Raw genomic sequence first — 20,203 nt, 5'->3', positions numbered from 1 at the left:
CGTGCCCATCAGCGCCGCGGAAGATGGGCACGTCGCTACGCTCCTTTGCCCATCCTACAAGGGAGAGCAGGCTTAAAGGTACCTCAAAAAATCGTCATTCCCGCGAAGGCGGGAATCTAGAAACCCCGTGGCAACCTACCCGCCGGGCTCAGATCCGCGGCAACCACATACCCATGGTCGCGGCAAAGATGCCAATGGCCATAAAGACGGTCAGCGGCACCAGGGTGCTAACGAAGGCGAGCTGTGCGCGGTGCCCGGCGTCGCGCTTTTGACAATGGAAATACCATTGCAGCATGGCCAGGGGTACCAGGTACTGACCAACACCCAGGGCGTACACGAAGGGGCCGGTAAAGGATTCCCAGTCGATGCCCCAGCCACCGGTCAGCGTCGCCCAGCCCATCAGGGCCACACGAAGGAACCATACCGCGCTGGCGGCCATGAACAGGCGCAGGGCCCAGCGCCGGTGCTCGGCAATCCGGCCGGCCATAACGTTGCGCAGTGCCAGGAATGCAAACACCAGAATCAATACACCGTCGACGGAGATGGTGATCTGAGACCATAGATTGCCAATGCTGTGGCGGGTCCAGATCATGTACAGCCCGCCCACACTGCTAATGACGGCAGCCAGCAGGTAACTGCGGCCCAGCCAGCGGTGGAAGGTGGGGGCGTGTCGGCGCACGGCAGGAACCAGCTGCAGAGGGCCGCCACCGATCACAATCGCAGCCAGCAGCACGTGCGCTACCGCCGCCAGGTTGCCCAGTGTATCGCCCTCGCGAAAGCCGGCCGGCAGGTGATCGAGGCCCTGCAGGCCGTGCAGCCCCGACTGCGCAATGGGCGGATAGAACACGGCAAGAATATAGGCAAGGAATATCCCGTGGCCGATCGCCGCGATACTAAACCAGGTTGTCACCGCCAGATTGACAGCCCGCCGTGTATCGAATGGGCGGAGCACTGTTGTGCTGAGTACAGCGTCGTTCATCGTTTTTTCTCCAGGCGTTTATAGAGCGGGACTCACGCGGTACTCTCGCACCTTGGTTTTCACGGCATGGTCCTCGCGGGCTTGGGCTCAATGTGCCTGGCGAGCATGGTCGGTGCTTTCAGACTTCAGAACATCGGCCACAGGCAGGAATCTGACCTCCCCCAAAAGGTGGAGAGGGTGCTGCTATCACCTCCCCCGCAAGTCTCATGACAGCTGGCCGCGCCTGGTTTAGCATGCGGGAATGAAGTCGCCGCCCCCCAATACGCAGGCATCGAACCCGCCCGACGCCAGTACCGAGTTGCCCAAGCTTCCGGCCTGGCAACCATTGCGCGGGCCATTCGAGCGCTGGCCACAGCTGACCGACCTGCTCATCGCCATACTCGCCTTTTTACTGACGCTGCTGATGTGGTCGCGCCAAAATGCAAGCGATGTCCTGGCCCTGCAAAGCCTGTGGGACGTCGCCGCTTTTCAATGCGCCTTCGTCGGCTGTTTCGCCCTGTTGTGGCGTCGCACCCACCCCTGGCAGGTACACGCCGTTGTTCTCGGAGCCACGCTGATACTGGAGCTGGGGTTGCCAGCGGAAGGCATCGTTGCGCTGGCGTTTTCGCTGTACAGCCTTGGCCGCTATGAGGCCAACACCCGCATCAGCTTGATCGCGGTCGCGGCAACGCTGGCGTTTGTGGTGCAAGACGAGAAGCTACTGGTTCAGCCCACGGCCGGAGGTACCGTGGCTGTCGTGCTGGCATGGGCGCTGTGGCACATTGGCCGCAGGCTGCGCTTTCGCGGCGAACGCCTGCGCTTGCTGGAAGAGCGAGCCAGGTATCTGGAACGGGAGCGCAATGCGGAGTCCGAGCGCGCTGTAGCGGCCGAGCGCACCCGCATCGCCCGCGAGATGCATGATGTGGTGGCACATCAGGTGAGCCTGATGACGGTCCAGGCCGGCGCAGCCAGAACCATCTGCCGCAATAATCCGGAGGCAGCCAGTGAGGCCATGGCTGCGGTGGAGGCTGCCGGCCGCCACGCCCTGTCGGAGATGCGGCACTTGCTCGGCGTACTGCGCCCGGCCAGCGACGAGGCCAAACTCACCCCGCAGCCGGATTTGCATGATCTCCCAGCCCTGATCGAAAAGGTCCGCCAGGTCGTGGCCAGGGTGGACTATGAACCGCACGGCGAGTTCGGGGGTGTACCTGCCAGGGTCGCCCTCGCCGCTTACCGTATCGTTCAAGAGTCATTGACCAACGTCATTAAACACGTCGGTGCCGAAGCCAGTGTGCGCGTGAGTGTTAGCGTTGCGCACGATCACATTGCTATCTGTGTTCAGGATGACGGCCGCGGCGCCGCTGAGCAGCCCATTGGCGGACAACAAAGCGGTGGGCACGGCATCGCGGGTATGCGCGAGCGCGCGGTACTGCTCGGCGGCCACCTACGCGCCGGTGTGATCGATGGCGGTGGCTTTGAAGTGACTGCACAACTGCCCACTACGGAAAGGGGAACCTGATGTTACGAGTCATGGTGGTGGATGATCAGGCGCTGGTGCGGCGCGGTTTTGCCCTGGTGCTGGATAACGAGCCCGATATTGAAGTGGTGGCCGAGGCCGGCACCGGCGTCGAGGCAATCGAGGCTGCACGCGTGCACCAGCCGGACATCATTCTGATGGACATCCGCATGCCGGAGATGGACGGGCTGGAGGCCACCGCGCGCATCCTTCAAACGCAGGAAAGAGCAGAGGCAGGCGACAAAGCCTGCCGGGTGATCATCCTCACCACCTTCGATCCCGACGAATACGTGTTTCGCGCCCTGCAGGCGGGAGCCAGTGGTTTTGTGCTCAAGGATATTCCACCCGAGGCTCTGGTGGAGGCAGTGCGCACGGTTGCGGATGGCGGTGCCATGCTCGCGCCCGGTATCACCCAACGCCTGATCAGCCAGTTCGCGCAAAAGCTGGGAACAGGCCGCAACCTGGCCGAACGTTTGGACCGCTTGACCACACGGGAACGCGAGGTGCTGGCAGCAATTGCCGATGGCAAGAGCAATGCCGAAATTGCCGAGGCCCTGTTTATTGGCGCGGCCACCGTAAAAACCCACGTTTCCAGCGTGTTGTCCAAGCTGGGATTACGCGATCGCGCCCAGGCCGTCGTCTTCGCCTACGAATGCGGCCTGGCCACCGCCGGAGGGCGCGATGTCGGTTTCTAGTTCATCACCGGGCTTGCAGGAAAATGCCCTGTATAGACTTGCCGCGGCTGGCGCTGTGCTCCTGAGCGTTCTGCTAATCCTGGGCGCCAACGGTCATTTTGTCGCTATCTGGGCACAGGTTATGAGCGAGGCTACTGCCCTGCCCCGTCGCCTGTTGCTGATGCTGCCCGGAGCAGTGCTCGCCGGCACCGCCGCGTTGAATATCCTGTTCAGCCAGCCGCTCTGGCAAGCGCGCGGCTACGCGCTTACCGCCACCCTGGCAGGCAATCTGCTTACCATGCTCTATTTAATCTACCTGCTGATACAAGGTGTGCCCGGCCACCCCATTGGTGTCTTCCTTGCATTGGAAATGTCATTTGTGATTCTGCTCGTGGCTATACGAGCAGGAATGGTGTGGCCAGCACGAACTGAAACGGCAGTTCATATCAAGCGGTAGTGTTTTGCCTTCAGCAAGTTTGCGAAAAAGTTAGCAACGACTTTTCTTCTTGATATTTGTATTCGATCATAGCCCCACTCCATGAGGGGCTGCGAGCAAGGAGCTTCGAAGTGGCCTGTAATGGGGCGTTGACATAAAAGGGGCTGACCCGACCCGATTTATTTATCCTTATTTCTTAAATTGTGCCAGAGTCAATTTAACTTTCATTGAGAGTATCAATCATGATTGATATATTCGCTAGCGCATTAATTTACTGGAAGGCTTGATGTCAACGCTAAAGCAAGGACTGCTTTTGGATCCTAAAATTACTCAAAAGGTATTTTCGGGAATAGAGCATGGTTCACTGAATAAGATAAATGCGCTCGTAATACACCAGACAGGTGCCAATACCGCACAACAAACGTTTAATTCATATGCCAAAGGTGGCCACGGAGCACACTTCCTAATCGACAAACAAGGGGTAATTTACCAAACTGCGAGAGTTACCCAGAAGGCGTACCATGTCGGCAAAATCAAGTCTAAATGCTACGAAAGCAAATCTTGCACCAAGGTACAACTTCAAAACGCCACTCAGCTGTTATTCCAAAAAGGGTTATCGTACTCATCCAGAATCACTAACCTCCACAATCACGAAAAATCGAAGCCTTATCCGGATCGATTTCCGTTGAATAGCGACTCGCTAGGAATTGAAATTGTCGGCTCATATGACAAGCTGAAAAAGCAGTACGAAGCAATTTCTCCACTCCAGAACTCATCTCTCAAGTGGCTAGTTAGTGAACTCTATACGCATTTCCAAATAACGACTGCCGATGTGTACAGACATCCTGAAGTCTCATATAAAATGGCCACTGAAGCGAGTAGTGCCCAATGGTAAGCAAATATATTTTTCGTATATTTATCATTAGCTTGATGGTTCTAACCATTGGCTGCGCACAGCATAGTGACTCAAGCGAGATCGTGATAAATGAAGTAACTGGCTCGGGAACTGATGAAAACAAAACGGAGTTCTGTTCAGACTTCACCGTATCGCTAGAATCAGCAGAAGATTTCTTCAGGAAAGCAAAGCCAATATCGCTTAAGCAATTGCACGATGAGCACGACTACCTGCCCTGCTATTCTTATGGAACAGCCAGTGTTGGAAGTAAAAGTTGCACTTGGGAAATAAGGGCAGGAAACACTGCAGAGCTTAAGTGCGGCACTACGGTACAGTTGTTCGCCTGTGACGACTGCCTGCCACCACAATAATTAACGCGGCCAATACCGCGTTAGTTACATTTCGAAAAGCGGTAGCATCCATCGGCAGAGGTCCCCAGCCCCAATTACCCGTTCTTACCAATTCTCCAGCGCGTAGTCGATCGCTGCACACACCGCGACAGGCTGCGCGGTATTGCATTGCTCGGGCGTCGCGCGGGGGCTGTCAGAGTAGACCTCGGTGGTGGTCTTGTAGGGGGCGTTAGTGATGCTGGCACACAGGCCCAGCTGCTTGAGCGGGTACTGGGTGTCGCCCGGCGGGACCACCGGCAGTCGATGATCTCGCCGTTGTCATCGGCCGGCGCGATGGAATTCTTGCCTTATTGTGAATTCTGCGCGAGGGACATCATCAGCGACCTATGCCCCATCCCAAGCCGGCGCCAGGCGCTCGGCCTCCTCTGCGCGCACGTCATCGATGACTTCCATCAGGTCCGCGACGTCGACACTGGTCGTGTCACGTTCGAAAACCCCAGTAAGGGCGCTTTCCGGATGCAGTTCGCCCGCCTCATACAGCGCCCAGATTTCCCTGCCATAATCGGTGGCCAATAGTTCCGGGGTAAAGCGGCCGAAATAGGCTCGCATATTGTCGACATCGCGCTGCAGCATCATGGCGGCGTTGTTGTTACCGGCCGCATCCACCGCCTGGGGCAAATCGATGATCACCGGGCCGTGGCGGTCCACCAGCACGTTGAACTCGGAAAGGTCGCCGTGTACCAGGCCCGCGCACAGCATGCGCACCACGTCGGCCATCACCTGGGCGTGATAATCGCGGGCCTGCTCCGGGGTCAGCGTGACATCATCCAGCCGCGGGGCCGCGTAGCCCTCCTCATCGGCCACCAGTTCCATCAGCAATACACCGTCGACAAAGCCGAATGGCTCGGGGACGCGCACGCCGGCTGCTGCCAGCCGATACAGCGCATCGACCTCGGCACTCAGCCAGGCCTGTTCCTGCTCTTTCTGGCCGTAGCGGGTCTTCTTCGACATGGCCCGGGCGCGGCGACTGTTGCGCATCTTGCGGCCTTCCTGGTACTGCACCGCCTGCTTGAAGCTGCGCTGCCTGGCCTCCTTGAAGACCTTGGCACAGCGCAGGCTGCCGCCGCAGCGCACCACATACACCTGCGCTTCCTTACCGCTCATCAACTGGGCGATGACCTCGTCGATCATGCCGTCGTCGACCAGCGGTTGTAATCTCTTGGGTACTTTCATGCTTCTCGTTTTGATCGTCGGCGGAGGCGATCTGCCCAGCCGCCGATTGCTAGTCTCTGTTAGCGGTGCGCCAGCGCGTAATCGATCGCCGCACACACCGCGACGGCCTGCGCAGTATTGCACTGCTCCGGCGTTGCGCGCGGGCTGTCGGGGTAGACCTCGGTGGTGGTCTTGTAGCGGGCGTTGGTGATGCTGGCGCACAGTCCCAGTTGCTTAAGCGGGTACTCGATGACACCGCGCGCGACCACCGGAGAGCCGATGATCTCGCCATTGGCGTCCGCCGGGGCGATATGGGTGACCTTCTTCACCGCTGCGATCACCGCCTGCTGGAATTTGGGCTGCGGGTTCTCGCTGTCGTCCACCAGGTAGAAGCCATCGGGAATGCCGCCCGGCGTGAACCGCTTGCCGTCGCGAGCGGCCAGTGCGGGGCGAAACTCGGTTTCGTCGGTATCGGTGGTCTCGTGCAGGTCGATATGCATCAGCACACGATCGCGAACGGGCGCCACCAGTCGCATCAGCGCCGCCGACTCCTCCGCCGGGCTGTCTTCGCGGAACGAGCGGTTCGGGTCAATCGCATGCGGGTTCCAGCGATGGATGCGCTCGTAGCCCCAGGGGCTGACGCAGGGTGCCACCAGCAGGTTGACGCGGCCTGCGTAATCCGCGGCATGCTGATCCACGAACTGCAGCGCACCGTGTACAGCGCTGGTTTCGTAGCCGTGCACCCCGCCCGTCACCAGCACCACCGGCAGGTCGTCATTCCAGTCGCGGCTGCGGATCGCCAGCAGCGGAAAGCTTTCATCGCCATATTCCAGACGGCCATACTCTTCCACGTCAAAGCGCGCGCGCAGCGGCTCAATCGCGCTCAGTACTTCAGACGCGTAGCTCCGTTGGCGGGTCTGTCGCGACAACCACTCGGCGCGCTCCGCGTCACCCCAGGGCGTGCCGGGGGTACCGATTGGATAGAATGCTTTGGCCGTCTTCATTTCGCTTGTTCTCCAGTGATGAGCGCGGCAGTCGGGCATTCTAGCACCCGGTTCGAAAGATTGCGGAGCTCGCAACCTGGCCTGATATCACCTCACGACATTCTGCTCGTAGCCGCAGCTCCAAGGTAAGACCCATAACTAAAAGAGCACTTCTCGACCTTCACCAAATGGCTCCGCACTTCCTTGGGAGATCCGGGTAATCACGATGCTTTGGAATGGGCGTTTACGTTCGTAGGAATGCGCAAGGGGCTTTTAATAGCGCATTTAGGGAGAATGTTAATGCTTTGACTTCCAGCGCCTGCCAATCGTCCAGTATTGCTAGTTCTATCTCTGAAAAAAGCCGGGATGCCTTGATACGCGTAGCGGTTTGTCGGTGTTCGACAATCCGTGCAATGACCTGTTCGCTTATTGGCCTATCGTTTGAAGGGCACAGATCAAACCAATCCGCCGTCACATCGGCGATGGACAGCGACTCGGCGGAAATGAAGTCGCACAGCTCCATGGATAGCCGTCTGGCGTTTTCAGCAACTTCGCGCAGGGTTGCCAAAAGCTCGTCTATTTCAGCCATATCCAACCTCCTTGCAAACTGACTGCTTCGTCAGCAAATAGCTACCTCTGAATTTTCACCTAGACCCCGCCTCTTGCCTCCTGCGCAGAAAAGCCTCTAGCTGCGACAACCAATTTGTCGAAACATACTACAATGCTTAATCAAAATATAGCATATTGATTAATCGATGATAGCTATCCTGTTTTGAGGATATTCACAATACGGAGGGTGTACACATGATCGGTCGATAGTTTTACGATGCAGGCGCTGACAACTCGCGAAACGACGCTTTTGATGGAGGGTGGAGCCAAGGTTTCCAGCCTGAAGCTGGTCCGTGTGAGGCACGAAGGTAAACGCTATTACCAGATTGAATTTGTGTTGAACGCTCGCGGTACTGAAAAGGCTTCCCAGTTAATCACTACCCGAAATGAGCCGCACCGCTGGGCGGACCTGAATCGAGCGGTAGCATTTGTCGAGCAACTGTTCCCAGATAACGACGAAATTCGGTTGATCGTCAAAAATCTTTAGCGATTTAATCGGCAGCACTTCCACGATCAGCGCCATGCGCAACTGCGCGAGCCGGACACCGAGGCGCACCAGCATCTCAAGGCTGTGGTGCGGCGACGCGCAGAGCCCAGCGCGGCCGCATATTGGTAAATGGCGGCCTCATTTTTCCTGAAGGTCTAGCCCATGGGCGGCTGCCGGATCTACGCCGACCCGGGTGAAGCGCTGGAGGTCGTCCTCGCGGTCCAGGGTCCGTTATTCCTCCGAGCAGCTGAAGCCCCTGCTCGAAAACACCTACAAGCACCACATCAACGAGAGTGAGGTTATCGAATTTGTGCTGGCCGCCACATAGTGGCATCCAACTCGATTCCCTCAAGGGCGCCCGCTGCTGGCACGGACATGAGCCCGCGCATATCCTTCGCGCTGAAGAGTTGGCCAAGCCGCTTCCTCGCGGCCAAAGGTCTGGAAGTCCAGCTGCTCCCAATCGTAGGGCACGCCGGCCAGCGCCTCGGCCACCTGGGTGCGGTCCGCGACCTTCACCATAAAAACCGGACGCTCGCCTTCAATGACCAGCTTGGCCGGGCCCTCGGGCGTGGCCAGCCAGTAATGGATGCAGGTGCTGCCGCGCTGAACAAAGCTGTGGCGGCTGAGGAGAAATCCTAGGGGCAAGAGACTGTTCTGGGCTGGGAGTTAAATTTGTGAAAGACGCCATTCTACTGGACAAATACACAGATATCAGCAATCGCCAAAACTGGACCAGAGGGCTCTTCCGGTCCCCCTCAACCACTTGGCCCGAGCGGGATTCATACCTGTGTCAGACTCCGCGTTCGCTCTGTGATCAGCCGCACTCTTAGGAGGATTGCAGTGAGAAACCGCCCTCAAAATTTGGGAAAAGCCCGGGAGACAAATAGACCTCTAGCTACGCAGACTTTAGCATGGCGGCGAAATCCATTTACCGCAGTATTCTAATGAAACTAAAAATCGCCCTGATCCTGTGCGCAACCGCTTTTCTTAACGGCTGTGCAGTCGTTGGCCCCAGCTTGGAAATGAAGCCTGCAAAGATACTGGTCCCTGGCGTCATTGTTGGCGGGAGCCAGAAGCACTGCCCGCCGGGACAGGCCAAGAAAGGCAATTGCTAAATCGCTAGATTAGATTTGCTTCATTGGACCGGCGGGCCAGCGGCTCACGCGCCCGGCGTGCCTGATCGCTCTTATCAGCTTTCTTTTTGGACTTCTTTTTCTTTTCCTTTGGTTCCTCGCCCTCCTGGCGCGCAGCTGGCTTAGCGGCAGTATTGCGCCGATCATTTGGCGCATTGTACTGGCGCTGGGGCTGGCCGCGCTGGTTTTGTGGCTTGGGCCTGTCGCGCACCGCGCGGCGATCGGTTGCCGGACGCTCTAATGCAGGAACAACTCGTGGGGCGCGAATGCCGGTTGGTTTGTCCGCAACTTTAACTACCCGCTCGTCCCGACTTGGATTCCGACGTGGCTTCCGGCGTTCATTACCGCGCTCCCCGCTCCGGTTATCCGTCTGAGACGCCCGCCGCTTTGGCTCGGCTAGGCCAGCAAACCCGTGTTCTCCGCCTCGGTCACGATTCTGGCCCTTCTCACGACGATCATCTCGATGCCCGCTCCGGTTATCCGTCTGAGACGCCCGCCGCTTTGGCTCGGCTATGCCAGCAAACCCATGTTCACCGCCTCGGCCACGATTCTGGCCCTTCTCACGACGATCCTGGCCCTCCTCACGACGATCACGTCGATACCCGTTGCTTTCATGCCGGTCCCGCCGGTTGTAACCGTCGTCATGAACGTTCCGGCGCGGCGGTCTGTAGTCGCGTCCTCCGGCATAGCGATGGCCATGGCGGCGCAAGCGCGTATGCCAGCGATCATTGAAGTTTGCGGAGATATACAGATTCGGGGCCGGATACCAGGGGCCACGCCAGTGATTGGCACTGATCCAATGGTCCTGATGCCAACGATAGTAATGCCCCTGTCGATAGAAAACGTCGCTGCGGTCGTAGAATACGTAAACGCCGAGCGTATCGTCGTAGTAGCGATAGCCGGGATCAGTGATCACTGAATAGGAGTAAACCGGAGCAGCCTTGCGGACATAGGTACTCCCGACGACCACCGGCGGGGCTGCTGGGTAGGTGACACAGCCACCGAGCGTCAAAGTGATGGCGAGAGCGGCGAGTAAACGGTATGGGACCTGGCGCATGGTGCGTTTTCCTTGGATTCACACCTGCTTTTTAACCCGGCACAACTGAATCGCCGCTGAATCTACTCAATGGGGTCAGATCAACATTGTGGCAGAATGAATAAATGGGGTCATATCAACATTGTGGCAGGAAAACCCACATTCACGGTAAAGCCATGCGCAGGCGGCCCAACGACATTTCCGTCACCCGCCGGGCAAACTGTTTCTCGATTTGCGCTTTGAACCGATCACTACCCAGTGCTAACCCCCTATTCAATGAGCCCCGGATCTCGTCGAGAGCGGGCGCATCCAGTTCATGGCGGAACAGCGCCCGGTAGCGTTCCCGCCGCTGCTTCGGATAGTGGCCCAGCGCCAGATACTGTATGTGGGGCGTGAGTAGGCTCGATGCCCTGCCCAGCCCATTGCAGCCATAGCTGGACCAGAAATACTCACCCGGATCCGACACCATGCCCGCGCGCACCGGGTTGAGTTCGATATACCGGTAGCACTGCAAAAGATAATCCTCAGATTGAACCAGACAGGATTTGTAGCGCCCCTCCCACAGGGTTCCCGAACGCCGGTATTCCCGGTTGAAGTTACACACATAAATACGCCCAAGCGCCTGCATCATCTTGCTAACACCCTGGTCAGACTGCGGGGGTACCAGCAGGTGAACATGGTTGGTCATCAACACCCAGGCATGTACCTGAATATCGAATTCCATTGCATACGGTTTTAGCCAACCGGCGTAGGCGATCTTGTCCTGTTCTAAACAGAAGCAAACCTGCCAGTTGTTACCCCGCTGTATAACATGCTGCGGAATCCCTGCAGGCCCGAGGCGCGGCAATCTGGCCATCGAGCTTTCCCTTCCCTTTTTGCTATGGCCATAGACTAATGGATGGAAAACTCAGTGGGTGCTAAAGGGTGTCATAATGTTGATCTGACCCCATTTATTTCTCGCAGCCGCAGGTCCTCCTCAACTGCTGATTTCTCACCACCCTCCTATGTCAGGATAGCTGTCGCCTACCGTACCTCAGCATGAACGATAATCCCGCAGCACACTGAGCAGATCGCAGTCGCTATGGTAGGGCCTACCTAGATCGCGGGCTTGTATCTGGGCGTCATTCATACTTTGTCGGGGCTGCCCGTTGGACTTCCGGCCAGCGTATCGCACCGAGAATATCTATGGAGAACATGTACGAGGCGGTTATCAGAGTAAGCGTTGAAGAATCTTCTGGTAGTTTATATACCTTTCAAAATTTTACTCTGCCCCAAATTATCCTCGTTTGATGGCACTGCTACTTAGAGAAAAGATCGCCGTTAACTCCACTCTTCCGGAACCAACGCCGGAGGTTTAGTCCACGGCTGCTCCGCCAACGCGTCCTGAAACCACTGGTCGCGAAGGTTCGCGTGCTCGGTGACGATAAGCTGGAAGCCGGGTGCATCCTCCTTCACAAACTTAAGCAGAAGCTCAAACAACCGCCGGACTGCGCTCAAGTCGGCGTCGGCCTCTGTCTTCTGGATAGATCCGTCGGCTTCTTGATAGACCTGCTCGGAGGGGAAATAGACCTGGGTCGGCTGATCGATCATCAGGAACCGCGGGATCGGCCGGTTGTTCTTGACTGCGAACAAGTGGAGGGCTAGCAGTGCGGAGAGGTGGTAGGCCAAGTGATTCTCTCCGCCACCGGTTCGACTCATCGGAACCGAGCGCTCGATACGGTCGAAGACGATCGTGATATTGGCTAGATCGAATCGCGCCGGGCATTCTTGAAACTCCGCCTCAAACTGTCGAATGTACTGCGTTACCTGCGATGAGATAATGTTTAATATTGAATTTAACCTTTCGTGGCTGTCGTCCTCACCGATGCGGCTTTCCAGGTCCTCGACCCTCAGCTTCAGGCGCTGGTTTTCGGCCTTAAGGTTGCTGAGTTCCTCGTTAGGGACGAGGTTTTCCAGGAACAAGCTGATACGGCCGACGACACGCGCAGCCGCGTTGTTACGGGTGCCCATCCGAGCAATCATTTCATCGGCCTCTATCGCTGAGGAAAGCTCGGTTTCTTTCCTTTTGATTGCGTCGGCGATTTCCTGCGCCTTGCCATCCAGATCCGCTAAGTAAGCATCTAGCTTAGGACGCTGACCGGTGGCGATGCGTAGTTCGGTGTCGAGCGTTTGAAGTTCGTTTAGAAGAGCTGTGGCGATAGGGGATTCCAATGCGAGGTTTTGCTCGCTGAACGGCCACTGCCACTCGCCGGTGTCTGGGTTCTTCGGTAACGCCTTGATCGAGGCCAAGCGGTTCAACTGCTCGATAGCTTCACTCTCGTAGCCGCCGGCGCGTTTGGAGAACTGGCGTGCGGCATCGATCCTAGCCTGTGCTTCGCGGCGATCCTTTCGTAATTGGCCCAGTTCCTCTTCGAGGCGTGAAATCTGGTTGCCATCGTCTTCGGGAATCTTCTCGGGTTCCCAGGAAAGGGCGGCCTTCAAGCTTTCGATAATGCCGCCGGCATTGATATTTGGGTCGACGCTGGCGATCACGCCAACTGTCTTGGCCTCGGAGTAAAGGCCGACCGCCTTCTCATGCGCCATGTCAATGGCATCACGTGCTTGTTCTAGCATTTTCACGTTAAGCTTGAGATCCCGCTTTGCAACACGCAGCTTGTATTCGAGTGTATAACGATCCTCTGAGGAGACACCAAGAAGAATCGGTAACGTGTCGCGGATCGTCTGTGCCGGGTTGTACTCGTCTTGACGATAACTGAAAAGTTGGTCCTTGTTAGCTACCAACCCTTGTTTCTGGAACAGGTAGTAGAATGTGTGTTTGACGTTGGCTTCGTAGCTGTCTCGGCTGTGTTCAAGGGCGACCTCGGTGCGATTCTCAGGGATTCCGAGCAGGCGTGAGAGAAGAGCGACGACTGCTTCGTCGTTCGAATTGAGCGTTAGCTCTTCGAACGATGGAGCCTGCAGTTCTATGCTCCGGCGCAGCATTGTGGTACTGCAACTTGCTCCACCGCCCGGTGGCGTGGGTTTGGCAACCAACACCTGCTCACGCTCGAACTGGTATATGACGGCAAACCAAGCAACCTTATCGCGAATGATGCCTTCAGGGACATTGAACGAGGAACGTCCCATGCAGTATTCGACGATCTCGGACAGGGCCGACTTGCCGGTGGAGGACCTCCCGGTGATGATGTTAAGGCCATCCACCTTGAACTGCAGATCGCGGCGCTGCCCTTCGTGGCTATAGACGTGAATAGACTTTATCTTCATGGGCGGATTCCGAAAGTGGTATAGATGGTCGCTCGGTCAACAATACGCGCGAATTCCTTTCCGGCGAAGCGCGCCGCCCGCTGGCAGGATTTAGTTTCATCAGTTCCCGTTACGGACTTCCTAACCTTGCCGGGGACGGTCTGGAGACGCCCGTCATCAGTAACCGAGATGCAGCCTCTTTCCATCAGCAGTCCGAAACCCTCGAACGTATAAGGCAGCATCGCGGTAACCCTATCGGCGAAACCCACCTGTATTTGCGGGTTCGTCTCCGTAATCTTCAGAAGGTAGCTCCGGGAATTACCAGTGATCACTTCGCGTGAATCCTTGTGCAAGCACAGGGGCAAAATGAGTAGGGCGAGCGAGAAGTGCATACCGCAGGGTTCTACTTCCTCGTAGCCCTGCATGGCACGAAACAGGATTAGGCCGCAGAACGCGGGGTTGAACAGGTTTCTTATCTCAGTAGGGCGTTGGCTCCAGCGTTTCATTTAGACACTCCCAATACCGTACCGAGGCGGTCGAGAAAGCGGGGATGCCAGTGAACTCTTGGTTCCGGCGTTGCATCGGCCAGGATATGGAATGAACCCCGGGTGACATAGGGTTCAGTCACGCGTGCTCGGATGCGAAGCGATTCGATGTTCCCACTCTGCTGATCCGCCCACTTGTACAGTTCCTTTCCAGCCTGCTGCAGAACAGTCTCTGCACTGCTCTCGTCAAGATCTTCGAATACGACATCTCTGTAGCGGCTCCATTCATCGACAAGTCGGTCTTCGAAGTCCTCGATCTCCCCCGTCACCAGTAGGTTCTCACGAGCCCATTCCGATCTTTGTTCAAACGCCTTGTAGTAATCCAAGATCGCGTTTCGGATGCGGCTGGAGGATACCCCAATTTCCCGCAGTTGCACTACAAAGGTTCGAGGGTCGTTCTCGATGTCGATCTCGCCCGCTGGCACTTTCCCGCGAAACGTGATGGGAAGATTGTCCAGCTTGTATTCTTCGGATAATGCATAGAGCTTGTCCGACACCTCGAAGCCGAAAATTCCTTCATCCCTGTTGCCGGTCAGTTGCTTGATGACTTCGTCATTCCACCATCCTTCAAGCCGCTCGAACACGGAATTTCGATGCTCACGTCGGATGCTGCGCATATGCCTGTCCCTGATGGTTTCCGGGATATCCTCAATCCGGGGGCTGCCGTCAAGAATTAGGATTCGGACAAGAAAGTCCTGCTTTTCGGTTGGAGTCAGCTCATTGAATTCTTTCGCGATGTCGCCGATGAAGTTCGACTTAGATCTGCTGAGGGCTTCTTCCGCCTGTTCGGCCAATGTCTTAATTTCATCGTCCGTGCCGCTCTGGATCGGTAGAAATTTCTTCAGGAACGATGTATCTGAAACTGTGCCAGTCGTAAACAAGAAGAAGCGCAGGTTCGATGCGCTGCGGCCGTCACGTTTGTAACGGACCAACCAGATGCGAACGGACTTCCAGAAGTCAGTCGACAAGTCTGTCAGACGGTCGCTGGCAGCCTTATGCTTGAGCGATGCGAGGGATTTTCTGCCGTCCTTGCCTACGAAGTCGAGGTCGTCGTCCTTTTCCAAGTAGACCGAGGTGTTCTCCGGCAACTCTAGCAACCGAAGCAAAGCGAGGCGCGGTTGATAAATGTATCCCAAGCCTTGTTCGCTGGCCGAGTACTTGTCCGTGGCTAAATCTGTCATGTGCAAGTCCAACAAAAATGGGGTCACAAAAATGGCTGCAGGCCATACACAAGGCGAAGCCGAGCTTTGCTCTCGGCTACGGGCGACCTATCCTTATCATTAAGAACTACGCCATTCTTGTTATCAAATCACCAAAGCCCCAAATAATAGTGCCCACTACTACTGAAACATGCGCTCCCCTTTGAATCTTTTTTTCGGCCTCGGTAAGCAAAGTAGCCTTACCTACATCACCCAGGGAAACTGGGCCATCAGCAATGTAATCCGTATCAGCTTGCCCTTTTGTGGATAATTTATATTCCAAGACGACAGCACAGAGCGTCATTACAGCCCCTGCTCGGCCAAATAGTGCAATATCAGCCGTATAGCCGAGTAAATCAGTTATCAGAGCAATGGCCGCTGCAAACCACGCAGCGACGACTAGATTTTTTGAAAATTCCAACTCTTCCCCCTAAATTCGTGAAAATTTATTAAGCAGACGCTGCTATACAATTTAGCTCCCGTTAACTCTTCGATCAAAACACTCTTCAATCGGCCAAGATCCTATTTATCAACCACTTGCAATGGATTGGATCCCCTGCCGTAAAAAATTATTCAGCACAGTATCTTTATACCTCTGGATATAGCTGCTCTCGATAGTATTTGAATTCCCTTTTAAGTCAATGGCTTAGGCTCTTCGGAATGAATTTTCCGCCAGATACCATTCTACCAAATGGTAATAAGTTGCGTTTCGGCTAAATGTTAATCGGCAGGTGACACTCATAAAAAAAGCGAGCCTCAATTGAGGCTCGCTTTTTCGACTTCCGAAATCAGCTCAAACAGTACTCGCCGCTAATCGCGGTTTCCACTGCAAGACAGACTAAAAAGAATTGCCAGGCACCCGCACACAACCTTCCATCAAAACCCGCGCACTGCGACTCATAATGGCCTTGGTGGCGCTCCACTGCCCATTCACGACTTCCGCTTCCGCACCGACCCGCAAGGTGCCGGACGGATGGCCGAAGGTCACCGCATTGCGCTCCCCTCCTCCGGCAGCCAGATTGACCAGGGTACCGGGAATGGCGGCGGCGGTGCCGATGGCGACGGCGGCGGTGCCCATCATGGCGTGGTGCAGTTTGCCCATGGACAGGGCGCGCACCAGCAGGTCGATATCACCCGCGCCCACTTGCTTCCCACTGGATGCCGCATAGCCCTTGGGTGCCGCGACGAACGCGACCTTGGGGGTATGCTGGCGAGCGGCTGCCTCTTCCACCGTTTCGATCAGGCCCATCTTCACCGCGCCGTGGGCACGGATGGTTTCGAACATGGCCAGGGCCTTGTCGTCACCGTTGATAGCTTCCTGCAGTTCGGTGCCGGTGTAACCGATATCGGCGGCATTGACGAAGATGGTCGGGATGCCGGCGTTGATCATGGTGGCCTTCAGGGTACCGACGCCGGGTACTTCCAGGTCGTCCACCAGGTTGCCGGTGGGGAACATGGCCCCTTCCCCATCGGCCGGGTCCATGAATTCGATCTGTACTTCGGCCGCCGGGAAGGTGACGCCGTCCAGTTCGAAATCACCGGTCTCCTGCACTTCCCCATTGGTGATGGGTACGTGGGCGATGATGGTTTTCTTGATGTTGGCCTGCCAGATGCGCACGGTGCAGATGCCGTTCTCTGGAACGCGCGCGGCATCGACAAATCCGCTGTTGATGGCGAAGGCACCGACGGCGGCGGTGAGGTTGCCGCAGTTGCCGGACCAGTCCACGAACGGCTTGTCGATGGAAACCTGGCCGAACAGGTAGTCCACGTCGTGCTCCGGCTGCTCGCTCTTCGACAGGATGACGGTTTTGCTGGTGCTGGAGGTGGCACCGCCCATGCCGTCGGTCTGCTTGCCGTAGGGATCGGGGCTGCCGATGACGCGGAGCAGCAGTTTGTCGCGGGCTTCACCGGGGATTTGGGCGGATTCGGGCAGGTCTTGCAGGCGGAAGAAGACGCCTTTGCTGGTGCCGCCGCGCATGTAGGTGGCGGGGACTTTGATTTGGGGGGCGGAGGTCATTTTTAGTCTCGCGGGTTTGGCGTAAAGACTGTTGGGCACGTCGCTGCGCTCCTTTGCCCAACCTACGGTTTGCGATTTGGTTGTAGGAGCCTGCTTGCAGGCGAACCATTCGGAGTGCTGAACAGTTCGCCTGCAAGCAGGCTCCTACGGGGTGGTGCGCTTTAGGCTTGCGCTTCGGCTTCCAGGAAGTCGTTGGCGAAGCGCTGCAGTACACCGCCGGCGTCGTAGATGGAGACTTCTTCGGCGGTATCCAGGCGGCATTTCACCGGCACTTCCACGGTTTCGCCGTCTTTGCGGTGAACCAGCAGAGTCAGGGTTGCGCCCGGGGTGCGGTCGCCGAGTACGTCGAAGGTTTCGGTACCGTCGATGCCCAGGGTCTCGCGGGTGGTGCCGGGCTGGAATTCCAGCGGCAGCACGCCCATGCCGATCAGGTTGGTGCGGTGAATGCGCTCGAAGCCTTCCGCCACGATCGCTTCCACACCGGCCAGGCGCACGCCTTTGGCGGCCCAGTCGCGGGAGGAGCCCTGGCCGTAGTCGGCGCCGGCGATAATGATCAGCGGCTGCTTGCGGTCCATGTAGGTTTCGATGGCTTCCCACATGCGCGTGACCTTGCCTTCCGGCTCCACGCGGGCCAGGGAGCCCTGCTTCACTGCACCGCTTTCGTCGCGCACCATTTCGTTCAACAGTTTCGGGTTGGCGAAGGTGGCGCGCTGGGCGGTCAGGTGATCGCCGCGGTGCGTCGCGTACGAGTTGAAGTCTTCTTCCGGCAGGCCCATTTTCGCCAGGTATTCACCGGCGGCACTGCTGGCCAGGATCGCGTTGGACGGCGACAGGTGGTCGGTGGTGATGTTGTCACCCAGCACCGCCAGCGGACGCATGCCTTTCAGGCTGCGCTCACCTGCCAGCGCGCCTTCCCAGTATGGCGGGCGGCGGATATAGGTGCTCATCGGGCGCCAGTCGTACAGCGGCTCGCCCTTCTCTGCTTCTGCTTTGTTCAGGTCAAACATCGGGATGTAGACCTCGCGGAACTGTTCGGGCTTCACGCTCTGCTTGACGATCGCATCGATCTCTTCATCGCTCGGCCAGATATCCTTCAGGGTGACCGGGTTGCCGTCTTTGTCGTGGCCCAGTACATCTTTCTCGATATCGAAACGGATGGTGCCGGCGATGGCGTAGGCAACTACCAAGGGCGGCGAAGCCAGGAACGCCTGCTTGGCGTAGGGATGGATACGGCCGTCGAAATTGCGGTTGCCGGACAGTACGGCGGTGGCGTACAGGTCGCGGTCGATCACTTCTTTCTGGATTACCGGGTCCAGTGCGCCGCTCATGCCGTTACAGGTGGTGCAGGCAAACGCGACCACGTCGAAGCCCTGCTGCTGCAGTTCCGGCAACAGGTCCGCTTCTTCCAGGTACATTTTTACGGTCTTGGAGCCCGGCGCCAGGGAGGTTTTCACCCAGGGCTTGCGGGTCAGGCCGAGCTTGTTGGCGTTACGGGCGATCAGGCCCGCGGCAATCATGTTGCGCGGGTTGCTGGTGTTGGTGCAGCTGGTGATCGCAGCGATGATCACCGCGCCGTCCGGCATCAGGCCCTCTTCTTCCTTCCACTCTTTCGCAATGCCGCGGTTGGCCAGTTCGGATACCGGCAGCAGCGCGTGCGGGTTGGACGGGCCGGCCAGGTTGCGGCCTACTGATGAGAGGTCGAACTTGAGTACGCGCTCGTATTCGGCGTCTTTCAAAGAATCAGCCCACAGGCCGGTTTCTTTCGCGAATTTCTCGACCAGGGCCACCTGCTCATCGTCGCGGCCGGTGAGTTTCAGGTAGTCGATGGTCTGCTCGTCGATGGCGAACATGCCGGCGGTGGCGCCGTATTCCGGTGTCATGTTGGCGATGGTAGCGCGGTCGCCCAGGCTCAGGCTGGAGGCGCCTTCGCCGAAGAATTCCAGGTAGGCGCCGACCACGCGCTCGCGGCGCAGGAACTCGGTCAGGGCCAGTACCATGTCGGTACCGGTGATGCCGGGCTGCAGCTTGCCGGTCAGCTCGACGCCGACGATGTCGGGCAGGCGCATGTAGGAAGCGCGGCCGAGCATTACGCTTTCGGCCTCTAAACCGCCCACACCCACGGAGATTACGCCGAGCGCATCCACCATCGGGGTGTGGCTGTCGGTACCGACGCAGGTATCGGGGAAGGCAACACCTTCTTTCACCTGCACCACCGGAGACATTTTCTCCAGGTTGATCTGGTGCATGATGCCGTTGCCGGGCGGGATCACGTCGACGTTTTCGAACGCGGTTTTGGTCCAGTTGATAAAGTGGAAGCGGTCTTCGTTGCGGCGCTCTTCCACTGCGCGGTTCTTTTCGAACGCGTCTTTCTCGAAGCCCGGGTGCTCGACGGCCAGGGAGTGGTCGACGATCAGCTGGGTCGGTACCACCGGGTTGACCTTGGCCGGATCACCGCCCTTCTCTGCGATGGCATCGCGCAGGCCGGCGAGGTCCACCAGGGCGGTCTGGCCGAGGATATCGTGGCAGACGACGCGTGCGGGGAACCAGGGGAAATCCAAGTCGCGCTTGCGCTCAATGATCTGCTTCAGTGCTGCAGTCAGGTTTTCCGGCTCGCAGCGGCGCACCAGGTTTTCAGCCAGGATGCGCGAGGTGTACGGCAGCTTGGCGTAGGCGCCGGGCTGGATGGCGTCGACGGCGGCGCGGGTGTCGAAGTAATCGAGTTCCGTGCCGGAGAGATTTTTGCGGTATTCGGTGTTCATAGTCAGGCGATACTTCCGGGGAGACTCAGCACCCGCTTTCAACTGTAGGATGGGCAAAGCGCAGCGTGCCCATCTTGCGGAAATCTGATGGGCACGCTGCGCTTTGCCCATCCTACGAATCTGCATGCAGGAGCCTGCTTACAGGCGAGAG

At 57.5% G+C, this 20,203-nt stretch carries 19 protein-coding genes; 5 read left to right on the top strand and 14 right to left on the bottom strand.

What is annotated here, in order from left to right:
* Positions 1–148: 148 nt before the first annotated feature.
* Positions 149–979: a DUF2306 domain-containing protein gene (locus BUC36_RS00450; protein WP_073270374.1), complete on the bottom strand. Its 831-nt coding sequence runs from the start codon at positions 977–979 to the stop codon at positions 149–151.
* A 241-nt stretch (positions 980–1,220) separates the two neighbouring features.
* Between BUC36_RS00450 and BUC36_RS00445 the strand changes: the two genes are divergently transcribed.
* The 4 genes from BUC36_RS00445 to BUC36_RS00430 all read left to right on the top strand — a co-directional run bounded on the left by BUC36_RS00445 (position 1,221) and on the right by BUC36_RS00430 (position 4,479).
* Positions 1,221–2,477 (top strand): sensor histidine kinase, encoded by a 1,257-nt coding sequence (locus tag BUC36_RS00445; protein WP_084535413.1) that lies wholly within the window; start codon positions 1,221–1,223, stop codon positions 2,475–2,477.
* On the top strand, positions 2,477–3,169 hold the full coding sequence (locus BUC36_RS00440) for a response regulator (RefSeq protein WP_234994848.1): 693 nt from the start codon (positions 2,477–2,479) through the stop codon (positions 3,167–3,169). The genes BUC36_RS00445 and BUC36_RS00440 overlap by 1 nt, the downstream gene beginning before the upstream one ends.
* Positions 3,156–3,605, top strand: a complete 450-nt coding sequence (locus BUC36_RS00435) for a hypothetical protein (protein WP_143186835.1) — start codon at positions 3,156–3,158, stop codon at positions 3,603–3,605. Before BUC36_RS00440 ends, BUC36_RS00435 begins: the two co-directional genes overlap by 14 nt.
* 265 nt (positions 3,606–3,870) lie before the next feature.
* Positions 3,871–4,479, top strand: coding sequence for a peptidoglycan recognition protein family protein (locus tag BUC36_RS00430; RefSeq protein ID WP_073270369.1), 609 nt, complete (start codon positions 3,871–3,873; stop codon positions 4,477–4,479).
* 455 nt (positions 4,480–4,934) lie between these two features.
* On the opposite strand, the gene BUC36_RS00425 is transcribed toward BUC36_RS00430, so the two are convergent.
* From BUC36_RS00425 to BUC36_RS00410, 4 genes are all read right to left on the bottom strand, one after another.
* Positions 4,935–5,123, bottom strand: a complete 189-nt coding sequence (locus BUC36_RS00425; RefSeq protein WP_073270368.1) for a hypothetical protein — start codon at positions 5,121–5,123, stop codon at positions 4,935–4,937.
* Between the two features lie 90 nt (positions 5,124–5,213).
* Positions 5,214–6,062 carry a PA4780 family RIO1-like protein kinase gene (locus BUC36_RS00420; RefSeq protein ID WP_073270365.1) on the bottom strand — a complete coding sequence of 283 codons (849 nt, stop codon included), beginning with the start codon at positions 6,060–6,062 and terminating at the stop codon, positions 5,214–5,216.
* Between the two features lie 59 nt (positions 6,063–6,121).
* Positions 6,122–7,045, bottom strand: coding sequence for a M14 family metallopeptidase (locus BUC36_RS00415; protein ID WP_073270363.1), 924 nt, complete (start codon positions 7,043–7,045; stop codon positions 6,122–6,124).
* Between the two features lie 223 nt (positions 7,046–7,268).
* Positions 7,269–7,613 carry a hypothetical protein gene (locus tag BUC36_RS00410; protein WP_073270361.1) on the bottom strand — a complete coding sequence of 115 codons (345 nt, stop codon included), beginning with the start codon at positions 7,611–7,613 and terminating at the stop codon, positions 7,269–7,271.
* A 237-nt stretch (positions 7,614–7,850) separates the two neighbouring features.
* Between BUC36_RS00410 and BUC36_RS19125 the strand changes: the two genes are divergently transcribed.
* Positions 7,851–8,120, top strand: coding sequence for a hypothetical protein (locus BUC36_RS19125; protein WP_234994847.1), 270 nt, complete (start codon positions 7,851–7,853; stop codon positions 8,118–8,120).
* Between the two features lie 348 nt (positions 8,121–8,468).
* On the opposite strand, the gene BUC36_RS00400 is transcribed toward BUC36_RS19125, so the two are convergent.
* The 9 genes from BUC36_RS00400 to acnD form a co-directional block, all read right to left on the bottom strand.
* Positions 8,469–8,765, bottom strand: coding sequence for a hypothetical protein (locus BUC36_RS00400; RefSeq protein ID WP_200797165.1), 297 nt, complete (start codon positions 8,763–8,765; stop codon positions 8,469–8,471).
* A 474-nt stretch (positions 8,766–9,239) separates the two neighbouring features.
* Positions 9,240–10,310: a hypothetical protein gene (locus BUC36_RS18660; protein WP_143186834.1), complete on the bottom strand. Its 1,071-nt coding sequence runs from the start codon at positions 10,308–10,310 to the stop codon at positions 9,240–9,242.
* Between the two features lie 142 nt (positions 10,311–10,452).
* Positions 10,453–11,145, bottom strand: coding sequence for a transposase (locus BUC36_RS00380; RefSeq protein WP_073270350.1), 693 nt, complete (start codon positions 11,143–11,145; stop codon positions 10,453–10,455).
* Positions 11,146–11,609: 464 nt separating this feature from the next.
* Positions 11,610–13,553 carry a DUF3732 domain-containing protein gene (locus BUC36_RS00375; protein WP_073270348.1) on the bottom strand — a complete coding sequence of 648 codons (1,944 nt, stop codon included), beginning with the start codon at positions 13,551–13,553 and terminating at the stop codon, positions 11,610–11,612.
* Positions 13,550–14,038, bottom strand: a complete 489-nt coding sequence (locus tag BUC36_RS00370) for a three component ABC system middle component (protein WP_073270347.1) — start codon at positions 14,036–14,038, stop codon at positions 13,550–13,552. The genes BUC36_RS00375 and BUC36_RS00370 overlap by 4 nt, the downstream gene beginning before the upstream one ends.
* On the bottom strand, positions 14,035–15,258 hold the full coding sequence (locus BUC36_RS00365) for an ABC-three component system protein (RefSeq protein ID WP_073274373.1): 1,224 nt from the start codon (positions 15,256–15,258) through the stop codon (positions 14,035–14,037). The genes BUC36_RS00370 and BUC36_RS00365 overlap by 4 nt, the downstream gene beginning before the upstream one ends.
* Positions 15,259–15,364: 106 nt before the next feature.
* Positions 15,365–15,697: a hypothetical protein gene (locus BUC36_RS18655; protein WP_143186833.1), complete on the bottom strand. Its 333-nt coding sequence runs from the start codon at positions 15,695–15,697 to the stop codon at positions 15,365–15,367.
* A 417-nt stretch (positions 15,698–16,114) separates the two neighbouring features.
* Complete coding sequence (gene prpF, locus BUC36_RS00360) at positions 16,115–17,293, bottom strand: 2-methylaconitate cis-trans isomerase PrpF (protein WP_073270344.1); 1,179 nt, start codon at positions 17,291–17,293, stop codon at positions 16,115–16,117.
* Between the two features lie 161 nt (positions 17,294–17,454).
* The gene (gene acnD / locus BUC36_RS00355) at positions 17,455–20,052 is read right to left on the bottom strand and encodes a Fe/S-dependent 2-methylisocitrate dehydratase AcnD (RefSeq protein WP_073270342.1); all 2,598 of its coding nucleotides are present in this window, start codon (positions 20,050–20,052) and stop codon (positions 17,455–17,457) included.
* Positions 20,053–20,203: the final 151 nt, after the last annotated feature.

Origin of the sequence: Microbulbifer donghaiensis, from assembly GCF_900129095.1 — a bacterium.
Classification (GTDB): Bacteria; Pseudomonadota; Gammaproteobacteria; order Pseudomonadales; family Cellvibrionaceae; genus Microbulbifer; species Microbulbifer donghaiensis.
Note: the sequence above shows the minus strand (reverse complement) of the source record. Positions and strands in the feature narration are given on the sequence as shown.

Coding starts and splice junctions, on each gene's coding strand:
- BUC36_RS00450 (WP_073270374.1), bottom strand. CDS start 979: ATGAACGACGCTGTACTCAGCACAACAGTGCTCCGCCCATTCGATACA.
- BUC36_RS00445 (WP_084535413.1), top strand. CDS start 1,221: ATGAAGTCGCCGCCCCCCAATACGCAGGCATCGAACCCGCCCGACGCC.
- BUC36_RS00440 (WP_234994848.1), top strand. CDS start 2,477: ATGTTACGAGTCATGGTGGTGGATGATCAGGCGCTGGTGCGGCGCGGT.
- BUC36_RS00435 (WP_143186835.1), top strand. CDS start 3,156: ATGTCGGTTTCTAGTTCATCACCGGGCTTGCAGGAAAATGCCCTGTAT.
- BUC36_RS00430 (WP_073270369.1), top strand. CDS start 3,871: ATGTCAACGCTAAAGCAAGGACTGCTTTTGGATCCTAAAATTACTCAA.
- BUC36_RS00420 (WP_073270365.1), bottom strand. CDS start 6,062: ATGAAAGTACCCAAGAGATTACAACCGCTGGTCGACGACGGCATGATC.
- BUC36_RS00415 (WP_073270363.1), bottom strand. CDS start 7,045: ATGAAGACGGCCAAAGCATTCTATCCAATCGGTACCCCCGGCACGCCC.
- BUC36_RS00410 (WP_073270361.1), bottom strand. CDS start 7,613: ATGGCTGAAATAGACGAGCTTTTGGCAACCCTGCGCGAAGTTGCTGAA.
- BUC36_RS19125 (WP_234994847.1), top strand. CDS start 7,851: ATGCAGGCGCTGACAACTCGCGAAACGACGCTTTTGATGGAGGGTGGA.
- BUC36_RS18660 (WP_143186834.1), bottom strand. CDS start 10,310: ATGCGCCAGGTCCCATACCGTTTACTCGCCGCTCTCGCCATCACTTTG.
- BUC36_RS00380 (WP_073270350.1), bottom strand. CDS start 11,145: ATGGCCAGATTGCCGCGCCTCGGGCCTGCAGGGATTCCGCAGCATGTT.
- BUC36_RS00375 (WP_073270348.1), bottom strand. CDS start 13,553: ATGAAGATAAAGTCTATTCACGTCTATAGCCACGAAGGGCAGCGCCGC.
- BUC36_RS00370 (WP_073270347.1), bottom strand. CDS start 14,038: ATGAAACGCTGGAGCCAACGCCCTACTGAGATAAGAAACCTGTTCAAC.
- BUC36_RS00365 (WP_073274373.1), bottom strand. CDS start 15,258: ATGACAGATTTAGCCACGGACAAGTACTCGGCCAGCGAACAAGGCTTG.
- prpF (WP_073270344.1), bottom strand. CDS start 17,293: ATGACCTCCGCCCCCCAAATCAAAGTCCCCGCCACCTACATGCGCGGC.
- acnD (WP_073270342.1), bottom strand. CDS start 20,052: ATGAACACCGAATACCGCAAAAATCTCTCCGGCACGGAACTCGATTAC.